This is a genomic window from Amycolatopsis bullii (assembly GCF_014654205.1).
GTDB classification, from domain to species: Bacteria; Actinomycetota; Actinomycetes; order Mycobacteriales; family Pseudonocardiaceae; genus Amycolatopsis; species Amycolatopsis plumensis.
This window is the reverse complement of record NZ_BNAW01000094.1, coordinates 1-10,342: the sequence shown is the minus strand read 5'-3', so window position 1 is coordinate 10,342 and position 10,342 is coordinate 1. Positions and strand designations below refer to the sequence as shown.

At 73.3% G+C, this 10,342-nt stretch carries 6 protein-coding genes and 1 pseudogene; 6 read left to right on the top strand and 1 reads right to left on the bottom strand.

Translation table 11 applies throughout. The annotated features are described in order from the left end of the window. The 6 genes and pseudogenes from IE317_RS43755 to IE317_RS43730 form a co-directional block, all read left to right on the top strand. Positions 1–929 (top strand): annotated as a pseudogene (locus IE317_RS43755) (hypothetical protein); the annotation flags it as partial. 5 nt (positions 930–934) lie between these two features. Next, positions 935–1,282 (top strand): type VII secretion target, encoded by a 348-nt coding sequence (locus tag IE317_RS43750; RefSeq protein WP_191317252.1) that lies wholly within the window; start codon positions 935–937, stop codon positions 1,280–1,282. Next, on the top strand, positions 1,279–1,824 hold the full coding sequence (locus tag IE317_RS43745; RefSeq protein ID WP_191317251.1) for a YbaB/EbfC family nucleoid-associated protein: 546 nt from the start codon (positions 1,279–1,281) through the stop codon (positions 1,822–1,824). Before IE317_RS43750 ends, IE317_RS43745 begins: the two co-directional genes overlap by 4 nt. Next, complete coding sequence (locus IE317_RS43740) at positions 1,818–6,869, top strand: RHS repeat-associated core domain-containing protein (protein WP_191317250.1); 5,052 nt, start codon at positions 1,818–1,820, stop codon at positions 6,867–6,869. The genes IE317_RS43745 and IE317_RS43740 overlap by 7 nt, the downstream gene beginning before the upstream one ends. An 83-nt stretch (positions 6,870–6,952) precedes the next feature. Further along, positions 6,953–7,501: a GNAT family N-acetyltransferase gene (locus IE317_RS43735; protein WP_191317249.1), complete on the top strand. Its 549-nt coding sequence runs from the start codon at positions 6,953–6,955 to the stop codon at positions 7,499–7,501. Beyond that, entirely contained in the window at positions 7,498–8,805 is a 1,308-nt protein-coding gene (locus IE317_RS43730; protein WP_191317248.1) for an MFS transporter, read from the top strand. The genes IE317_RS43735 and IE317_RS43730 overlap by 4 nt, the downstream gene beginning before the upstream one ends. Here the strand turns inward: IE317_RS43730 and IE317_RS43725 are convergent. Beyond that, the gene (locus IE317_RS43725) at positions 8,763–9,983 is read right to left on the bottom strand and encodes an SGNH/GDSL hydrolase family protein (RefSeq protein WP_191317247.1); all 1,221 of its coding nucleotides are present in this window, start codon (positions 9,981–9,983) and stop codon (positions 8,763–8,765) included. The two genes, IE317_RS43730 and IE317_RS43725, sit on opposite strands and share 43 nt — an antisense overlap. Positions 9,984–10,342: the final 359 nt, after the last annotated feature.

Here is a 10,342-nt window from a genome sequence, read left to right as displayed (position 1 = left end):
TTTGTGCGGGTGGCTCCGGGTTCTCCGGCAGCGGCATCCCGGGTGCGGGCGGCTCGGGCAGTGGTGGCCCGGGCAGTGGGTTCTCGGGAAGCGGTATCCCGGGCAGTGATTTCTCCGGGAGCGGGATCCCCGGCGGCGCGGGTGGCGCCGGCGGCGCGGGCTTCACCCCGCCGAACTTCGAAACCCCGAACGGCCCCGGCGGCGGCAACTTCAGCGGTGCCGGCATCCCCGGCTCGTCGCTGCCGCACTTCGACGACTCGACGTCTTCGTCGGGCTTCACCCCATCCGGCATCCCGGGCGGCGGCGGGGGCACCGGCGGCAGCGGGTTCACCCCGCCGTCGATCCCGAACATCCCGGACGTCTCCGGCGGCGGCGGGACCGTCCGCGGCGGCAGCCCGATCCCCGGCTTCACCCCGCCCGGCATCGACCCGATCACCGGGCTGCCCACCGGCACCGGCGGGCTCAACACCCCCGGCGGCGCGAAGATGCCGACCATCGGCCGCGGCGGCGGGATCAACGGCGAAAGCATCGCCAGCCGGCTGGGCGGCCTCGGCGGCGGCGGTGGGGGCGGCGGCGGTTCCCTCGGCGGGATCGGCGGCTCCGGTACCGGTGGCTCGGGAGCCGGTGGCGCCGGTGGCGCGGGCCTGCGCGGCGCGGGCAACCTCAGCGGTGGAGCCGCCTCCGGCGCGGCCGCGGAAGCCGAAGCGGCGGCCGCGCGCAACGCGATGTCGGGCCGCGGTGCGGCCGGTGCCGCGGGCTCCCCGGGCATGGGCGGCATGGGGGCAGGCGCCCGCGGCGGCAAGAAGGAAGACGACAAGGAACACAAGGCAGCCGACTACCTCGAGAGCGACGACCCGAACTTCTTCGCGGGCGAGCAGGCGGTCGCGCCGCCGGTGATCGGTGACTGGAAGAACCAGGATTGGAAGTGACGCCTGTGACGGCCCCCGGCTTCGAGGTCGAACCGGACGACCTGGTCGCGCACGCGAGTCACGTCGAGAGCCTGGTCGACCGGCTCAACACGGCGAGCTCGGCGGCGGACACGGCGATGTCGGACCACGCCTACGGGCTGCTGTGCGCCTTCCTCCCGCCGATCATCCGGCCGACGAACGAGCAGGCGAAGGAAGCCCTCGTCGCGTCCGGGGAGGGCGTGCGCGGCCTGGCGGACAACGTCACGGCGGCCGCGAAGGCCTACCGGGAAGGCGAAGAGGGCAACGCGCAGCCGTTCGAGCGTCAGCTCGCGGCATCGTCGCCGCGCGCGGTGGAAGCGAGGACGAACGCATGACCGGCCCGAACGGCCTGGGGGACCTGACGCGGGACCCCGACGAGACGATCCGCCGGATGGACGACTGGGCGGCCGGGTTCGCGGCGAAGGCGCAGCGCTACCAGGCCGCGCAGGAGCAGACCGAACGGCTGCGGCTGACCGCGACCAGCTCCGACGGCGCGGTCAGCGTCACCGTCGGCGCGGACGGCACGGTCACCGACCTCACGTTCTCGAACAAGGTCAAGTCGTTCCCGCTCGACGAGCTGTCGCGGCAGATCCTGACGACGATGCGCCGGGCGCAGGCCGGCATCGCCGAACGCGTCGCCGGGGTGATGGCCGAGCAGCTCGGCGACGAGGACCGCGAAACCCGCAGCGTGCTGCTCGACAACCTGCGCGGCCGGTTCCCGGATCCGGACGAACCGGACGAGCAGCCGCCCGTGCCGCCGGCCCCGGTGCCGCCGGCCCCGTCGGGTGGCGCGGCGACCCCGCCCCCTCCCGGAACCCCCCAGGCGCCGCCGCGGCGGCGCACCGACTCCGACGATGAGGACAACAACCCGTGGTGAACCCATTGGTCGCCGAGACCAAGGATTCCACCAAGGCGTATTCGGGTGTTTCGCTGCTGGAGTCGGCGAACGACCTGAAGTCGGCCATCGAAAGTGGCGACTGGGCGTCGGTGGCACTCGGTGCGGTCGGGACGGCGCTGGACGCGCTGTCGATGGCGATGGACCCGTTCGGGGCGATCCTGGCGGCCGGGGTCGGGTGGCTGATCGAGCACGTCGGTCCGCTGAAGGAAGCGCTCAACGGGCTGACCGGCAACGCCGACGAGATCGCGGCGCAGTCCGAGACGTGGAAGAACATCGCGACCGAGCTGGGCAGCGTGGGTGAGGACCTGACCGGGATGGTCAAGGCCGACACCGCCTCCTGGACCGGTGCCGCGGCCGACACCTACCGGCAGCGGGCACAGGACACCGTGACGCTGCTGGAGACCGCGCAGAAGGGCTGTGAAGGCGCTTCCAGCGGGGTGAAGACCGCCGGCGAGGTCGTCGCCGCCGTCCGGGCGCTGGTGCGGGACATCATCGCCGAGCTGGTCGGGCACCTGATCAGCTGGGCGCTGCAGGTGGTGTTCACCCTGGGCATCGGGATGACCTGGGTGGTGCCGCAGGTGATCAACGCGGTGGCCAAGACCGCGTCGAAGATCGCCGACCTGGTGAAGCGGCTGGTCACGGCGCTGAAGGCGCTGATCCCGCTGCTCAAGCGGGCGGGCGACCTGTTCGCGGACGCGGCCAAGGCGTTGAAGAACATCAAGCCGGGCAAGACCGCGCCGCCGCCGAAGCACGCCGACATCAAGAGCGGCCCCAAGGACATCGGCGGCCCGAAGGGCAAGGGCGGCCCGGACGCGCCGCCGCCCAAGATCGACCCGCCGCCGAAGGGCGGCGACGGCAACACGACCCCCTCGGGCGCGCACGGCGACGGCAACACCACCCCCTCCGGGGCGAAGGGCGGCCCGGACACGCCGCCGAAGACCGACCCGCCGCCCGCCTCGAAGGGGCCGGACGAGACCCCGAAGTCCCCGGACCCGACGCCGCCCCCGGCGTCGAAGGGCCCGGACGGCGGCACCACGCCGTCCGGGGCGGGCAAGGGGCCGAATCCTCCGCCGAAGCTCAAGGACAGCAACCCGAAACCGGACGAGCACGCGACCCCCGCCGTGGACCGGTCCCTGTGCGGCGACCCGATCGACGTCGCCACCGGCGCCGTGCTGCTCGAGCAGACGGACGTCGAGCTGCCCGGCGCGCTGCCGCTGGAGTTCGCCCGGACGCACCTGTCGAGCTACCGCGCGGGCCGCAGCTTCGGTCCCACGTGGACGTCCACAGTGGACGAGCGGATCGAGGTGGAGCCGGACGGCCTGCACCTCGCCCTGTCCGACGGGACGATCCTGCGCTACCCGGTGCCCCGCGGCATCGAGCCGGTGCTGCCCGAGCACGGCCCGTACCTGGCGCTGCGCCGGGTGCGCCACGGCTTCGTCGTCGGTGCCCCGCAGCACGACCGGATGCGTTACTTCGCCGCCAAGCCGGGGGAGAACACCCTGCCGCTGCGCGCGCTCGTCGACGGCGCGGGCAACCGGGTCGTCGTCCGGCACCGCGACGGCGTGCCCGTGGCGATCGAGCACTCCGGCGGGTACCACCTCGAGTTCGACTCGGCCGACGGGCTGATCACCGCTGTGCGGGTGGCGGGGGAGCCCGTGCCGCTGGCCGAATACCGCTACGACGAGCGACGGCGGCTGGTCGAGGTCACCGACGCGGCCGGGACCCCGCAACGGTTCACCTACGACGCCGACGGCCGGATCGTCCGCTGGGAGGACGTCAACGGCCGCTGGTACGGCTACCAGTACGACTCCGAAGGCCGGTGCGTGCAGGCCCGGGGCGCCGAGGGGTACCTCGACGCGACGCTGTCCTACGAGCCCGGGCTGACCACGGTCACCGACTCGCTCGGCGCCGTCACCCGCTACCGCCTCGACGAGCGGCTGCGGGTGATCGGCCGGACCGACCCGCTCGGCGGCACCACCAGCACCGAGCTGGACCGCTTCGGGCGGGAGATCGCGCGCACCGACGAGCTCGGGCACGTCACCCGCTGGGAGCGCGACGCGGCGGGCAACGTGATCACCGTGGTCCGCGCCGACGGCACCCGGATGGTCACCGAGTACGACGAGGGTGGCCGCCCCGCCTCGGTCACCGGGCCCGACGGCGCCGTCTGGCGCTACGAGCACGACGAGCGCGGCCGCCTGGTGCGCGACATCGACCCGACCGGGGCCGCGACGAGCTACACCTACGACGAGGCCACCGGCACGATGGCCACGGTGACCGACGCCCTCGGCGGCGTCACCCGGTTCGAGGCGAACGCGGCCGGCCTGCCGGTCGCGATCACCGCGCCCGACGGTGCGGTGACCCGCTACACCTACGACTCCCTCGGGCGGCTCGCGAGCGTCACCGACCCCACCGGCGCGACGACCCGCACCGTGCACAACGCGGCCGGCGACCTGGTCGAGCAGGTGGACCCGGACGGCGCCGTGCACCGCTTCGGTTCGACGGCGGTGGGCCACACCGACGAGCGGACCGACCCGCGCGGCGGCGTCAGCCGGATCTCCTACGCCCAGTTCGACCTGCCGGTCAGCGAGCAGCGCCCGGACGGCGGCGTCCTGCGCTACGGCTACGACACCGAGCTGCGGCTGACGTCGGTCACCAACGAAGCCGGGCTGGTCTGGCGCTACGAGTACGACCCGGCGGGCCGGCTCGTCCGCGAGGTCGACTACAACGGCCGGTCCCTCGACTACGCCTACGACGCCGCGGGACGGCTGATCCTGCGCGGCAACGGCGCGGGGCAGACGATCGCGCTGGAGCGGGACGCCCTCGGGCGGGTGGTCCGGCGCCGCAGCGGCGACGAGGTCGCCGAATTCGCCTACGACGCGGCCGACCGCGTCGTTCTGGCCCGCAACGCGCACAGCGAGCTCCGGTTCGCCTACGACGCACTGGGCCGGGTGGTCAGCGAGTCGGTGAACGGCCGGGCCGTGCTGTCGGCCTACGACGCGCTCGGCCGCCGGACCCACCGGCGCACCCCGACCGGCGCGGAAGCGGTGTTCGCCTACGACACCCGCGGCCGCGCCACGTCCCTGGTCACCGGCGGCCGCACGCTGCAGTTCGGCTACGACGCCGCAGGCCACGAGACCGCGCGCCGGCTGGTCACCCGGTACGGCGTGGCCGCCGAGCTCCACCAGGCGTGGACCCCGGCCGGCCAGCTCGCGGTCCAGACCGTGCGGCGCGGCGAGGCCACCGTGCAGCGCCGCGAATACGGCTACCTGCCCGACGGGTACCTGGCCACGGTCACCGACCTGATCTCCGGGCCCCGCAGCCTCGAGGTCGGTCCCGGCGGCCGGGTGCTGGCCGTCCGCGGCGCCCGCTGGCAGGAGAGTTACGGCTACGACCCGGCGGGCGCGATCACCGCGGCCGACTGGCCGGGCGCGCCGGAGGCGAGCGGCCCGCGCAGTTACCGGGGCACGCTGCTCACCGCGGCCGGCGCGACCCGCTACACCCACGACGCCGAAGGCCGCGTCGTGACGCGGGAGCGGGGCGGCCGGCGCTGGGAGTACCGCTGGAGCGCGGAAAACCGGCTCACCGCCGTCCGCACGCCCGAGGGCGCGGTCTGGCAGTACCGGTACGACGCCGTGGGCCGCCGGATCGCCAAGCAGCGCCTGGACGCGGCCGGCGCCGTCGCCGAGCAGGTCGAGTTCGCCTGGGACGGCACCCTGCTCGCCGAGCAGGTCCACGGCGTTCCCGGCGGGTCGCTCGTGGCCACCGTCTGGGACTGGGCGCCGGACGCCGAGCGCCCGCTCGCGCAGACCGAACGCGTGCTCGGCGACGGCACCGACCGGTTCCACGCCGTGCTGACCGATCTCGTCGGCTCGCCGGCGGAACTGCTGGACGAAACCGGCGCGCTGGCCGGGCACCAGCACACGGCCCTGTGGGGCGCGCTGGTCAACGCGGGCGGCCACGCGGGCACGCCGCTGCGGTTCCCGGGTCAGTACCACGACGCGGAAACCGGGCTGCACTACAACCTGCACCGCTACTACGACCCGGAGACCGGGCGGTTCGTCTCGCACGACCCGCTCGGGCTGGCCCCGGACCCGGACTCGCTGGCCTACGTCGGCAACCCGACGGCGTCGATCGACCCGCTCGGCCTCGGCAAGGTGACCCCGTGCTCCGCGTCGGGGTCGGGCGGCGGCGGTGGCGGCAAGAAGCCGAACCAGTTCCACCCGTACAGCAAGCCGAACGGAGCGCCGAACAAGGGCAAGCGCCGGGCGCACAAGTACCCGGAGGGCAGCTACGGCGACAAGGACTTCGAGCGCAAGCGGCTCGAGGACAAGTTCGGCTCCAAGATCGACGGCAACAAGACCCACCAGTCCGAGCACACCGCGGGCTTCGACGTGCTGAACGACAACGGCGCCCCCGGCAAGGTGCCCCGCAAGGACGGCCGGGACCTCGAGAACAACGCGTGGGCGTACTACGAGGAACACGGTGCCCACCGCGCCCACCCGGGCACCGGCACCAGCCACGCCACGCACGATTCGGGCTGGAACGCGCCGACCTACCGGCGTGACCAGCGCGCCGCGATCGAGAACAACGACCCCAACACCGCGGTCCAGCTCAACCAGCTCGGGTACGCGCACCAGCCGGGCTTCCAGGGCAACCACGCCGATCCGACGATCCGGAACCGGATGGACATGGCCGACGACTCGTACCACCGGATGGTGAACGACGTCCACGCCGGCGGCGAAGGGATGCGGTACAACCCGCGGCCGGGCGCGGCGGTGCCCGACGGTGGCGCGTCGGTGCCGGGGACCGGGCACGTGACGACCCGCCCGCTGAGCGACGCCGATGCCTTCGAGCTGCACGAAGCCCGCAACGCGGCGCGCACCGGCAACTGGCCCGGCGACGACGCCTGGCAGCGGTACTACCCGGACCCCACGCCGGAGGACTGGGCGCGGCTGGAGCGGGGCGACTTCGATCCGCCGCAGCTGCCCCCGATCAAGCCGGGCAGCCCGATGAACCTCGACTGACCACCCGGGCGCCCGCGTCACGACCCCCGAGCGGTCCTTTCGGGGTCTCGACAGCGGGCGCCCGTGCGGGCGACACTGGGCCGATGACCGGCCTGATCACCGGAAGCCGTGTCCGGCTGCGGCCAGCTGCCGCCCCGGACGCCGCCCGGTTCGAGGAGATCCTGTCGCACCCCGAAGTCGCCCGCTGGTGGGCCGACGCCGAGGAGCCGGTGGCCGCCCAGGTGTCCTACCTGCTGGACCCCGACGAAGGCACCACGACCTACGCCATCGAACACGAAGACGTCGTGATCGGCATCGAACTGGCCTTCGAGGAGGCCGATCCGCAGTACCGCCACGCCGGGATCGACATCGCGGTGCACCCGGACTTCCAGGGCCGCGGTCTCGGCTCGGACGCCATCCGCACGCTGGCGGACCACCTGTTCACGGTGCGGGGACACCACCGGCTGGTGATCGACCCCGCGGCCGGCAACGAAGCGGCGATCCGGCTCTACTCTTCGCTCGGCTTCCGGCCGGTCGGCACGATGCGGTCCTACGAGCGCGGTCCGGACGGCAGCTGGCACGACGGGCTGCTGATGGACCTGCTCGTGGACGACCTGGTCGCTTCCTCCGACCCCGTCCTAGCCGGCTCGTGAGCGGCCGCGCGGTCGCGGCCCGGCCCTTGCGGCGGGTCGCCGTGGCGAGCGCGGTGGGGACCACCATCGAGTGGTACGACTACTTCATCTACAGCACGGCGACGGCGCTGGTGTTCGGCAAGCTGTTCTTCACGACGCTGTCGCCCGCCTCCGGGACTCTCGCGGCGTTCGCGACGCTCGGCGTCGGATTCCTGGCCCGCCCGGTCGGGGGAATCCTCTGGGGCCACTTCGGCGACCGCGTCGGCCGCAAGGCGATGCTGGTGCTGTCGCTGCTGCTGATGGGCTTCGCCACGGTCGGCGTCGGATTGCTGCCGACGTACTCCGCAATCGGGGTCTGGGCGCCCATCCTGCTGCTGGTCCTGCGGTTGCTGCAGGGGCTGAGCGCGGGTGGCGAATGGGGCGGGGCGGCGCTGATGGCGGTCGAGCACGCGCCCGAGGACCGCCGCGGCCGGTACGGCGCGTTCTCGCAGATCGGAGTCCCGGCCGGCTTGATCCTGGCGCAGCTGGTGTTCTTCGTCCTCGGCCGCACGCTGACCGACGCGCAGTTCGCCTCGTGGGGGTGGCGAGTGCCGTTCCTGGTGAGCATCGTGCTCGTCGGCGTCGGCCTGGTGATCCGGCTGCGGATCGAGGAAAGCCCGGTGTTCTCGCGGTTGCGGGAGGCGGAGCAACGCAGCAGCCGCCCGATGGTCGACGTGCTGCGCGAGCGGCCGCGGGCGCTGCTGGTGGCGTCCGGCAGCTTCATCGCCAACACCGCGATCGGCTACATCTTCCTCGCGTACCTGTTGTCCTACGGCACTTCCGTGCTCAAGATCAACCGCACCACGCTGCTGGTCGTCGTGATCGTCGGCAGCGTGACGTGGCTGGTGAGCATCCTCGCCGCGGCGGCGTGGTCGGATCGCGTGGGCCGCAAACCGGTTTACCTGGCCGGTTCGGTGCTCCTGGTGGTCTGGCCGATCCCGTTCTTCCTGCTCGTCGACACGAAGGCGACGGCGTGGCTGATCGTGGCGGTGATCGTGCTCAACATCGGCCTCGGCGCCACCTACGGGCCGCAGTCGGCGTTGTTCGCGGAGCTGTTCGAGCCGCGCTACCGCTACAGCGGGGCTTCGTTCTCCTACGCCGTGGGCGCGGTGCTGGGCGGCGGATTCGCGCCGTTGATCGCGACGGCGTTGCAGACCGCCACGGGCACCTCGCTTGCGGTGTCGCTCTACCTGGTGGCCGTGGCGGTGCTGAGCCTGGTCGCGGTCCTGTTCATCCCGCGGGATCAGAGCCGGTCGAGCCGGACGGCGGCGGCCATCCGCTCGTAACCGGCGTCGCCCGGGTGGAGGTGGTCGCCGGAGTCGTAGGCCGGGAGCATCCGGAGCGGGTCGGCCGGGTCGCGGACCGCCGCGTCGAAGTCGATGACGCCGTCGAAGACCCCGCCGGTGCGGATGAAGCCGTTCACCGCCTGGCGGGTCGCTTCGAGGGTGTCGTCGTAGACGCGCCAGCCCTTGAACGGCGTCAACGTGCCGCCGAGGACCCGGATGCCGCGAGCGTGCGCCTGCGCCACCAGCTGGCGGTACGCCGAGGTGATCGCCCCCGGGTCGGTCTGGTGCGGGTCCTGCTGGATGTCGTTGATGCCCTCCAGGACGATGATCGTCCGCACGCCGCCGACGCTGAGGACGTCGCGGTCGAAGCGGGAGAGCGCGTTCTGGCCGGCGCTGGACCCCGGCACGTCGAGCAGCAGCCGGTTGGCGCTGATGCCGGCGTTGAGCACACCGAAGCGGCCGTGCAGGCGGTCGGCGAGGTGGTCCGGCCAGCGGTGGTTGGCGCCCGCGGTCGAGCCGAAGCCGTCGGTGATCGAGTCGCCGAGGGTCACGATCGAGGCTTCCGCGCCGCCCTGGACATCGACGCCGGAGACGTAGTGCCACACCGACGTCTGCTCGGTGTAGGGGGCGCCGGACTCGCTGGCCGCGAAGTCGCCGCCCCGCGTGAAGTACGACGTCTGCGTCGCGAGCGGGTGGTAGGTCACCGGCCCGGACTTCGACGGCACGTAGGTCGTCACGAGCAGGTTGGCGTCGGCGGGGATCCGGACGGCGACCGGATCGCTCAGGGCTTCGGCCCCGGCGGGCACGACGACGCCCGGGGCGCCGCCGAAGGTCAGGGACCGCAGCGTGCCCGGCACGGCGTCCGGCCCCGTGCCCTGGACCGCGACGGTGACGTGCCCGAAGGCCAGGGGAGCGGCGCCGAAGGCGTTCGAGAGGTGCACGCGGGCGCGGGCGCCGCCGGCGCTGGTGTGCACGACGTTGCGGATCGAGTAGCCCGGGTAGCCGTCCGGGGTGTTCGGCACGGCCGACGCGGGCGCCGCGGCCCACGTGCCGACCCAGCCGCCGACGGCGTGCTGGGGCAGCGCCGGGACAGCGCTTTCTTGATTGGCGCTCCCGGCGGTGGTGAGGAGCCCGATTCCGGCCAGGACGGCCGCGCTGACGGCCAGGAAACGTCGCATCTCCCCACGGTCACCCGCGGTCGGCGGCCGGGCGACCGCTGATCAGGTGAGAAACCGGACAAGACCCGGGAGAGTGACGGGGGTGGGGCGGGCCCGTCCGGGATTCTGGGGATGCCGGACGGGCCCGCGCGAGGTGGCCGTTGCCGCGACGGCCGCTCGCCGGGGTACCCGGTCCCGATCGGGCGGAGGCTGGCCCGGATCGTTGCGTCGTGGTGACCCCGGAGGGCGTGTGCGAGACGCCCTCACCCCAAGCACGTCCGCCGGCCCGCGCCGGTTCAGCCCGGCCCGAGCTTTTCTCACCCGGTTCCACGTAAAAGCCCTCGTGAGTGGTAAGGCGGGTTAGAACCCGCCTTACCACT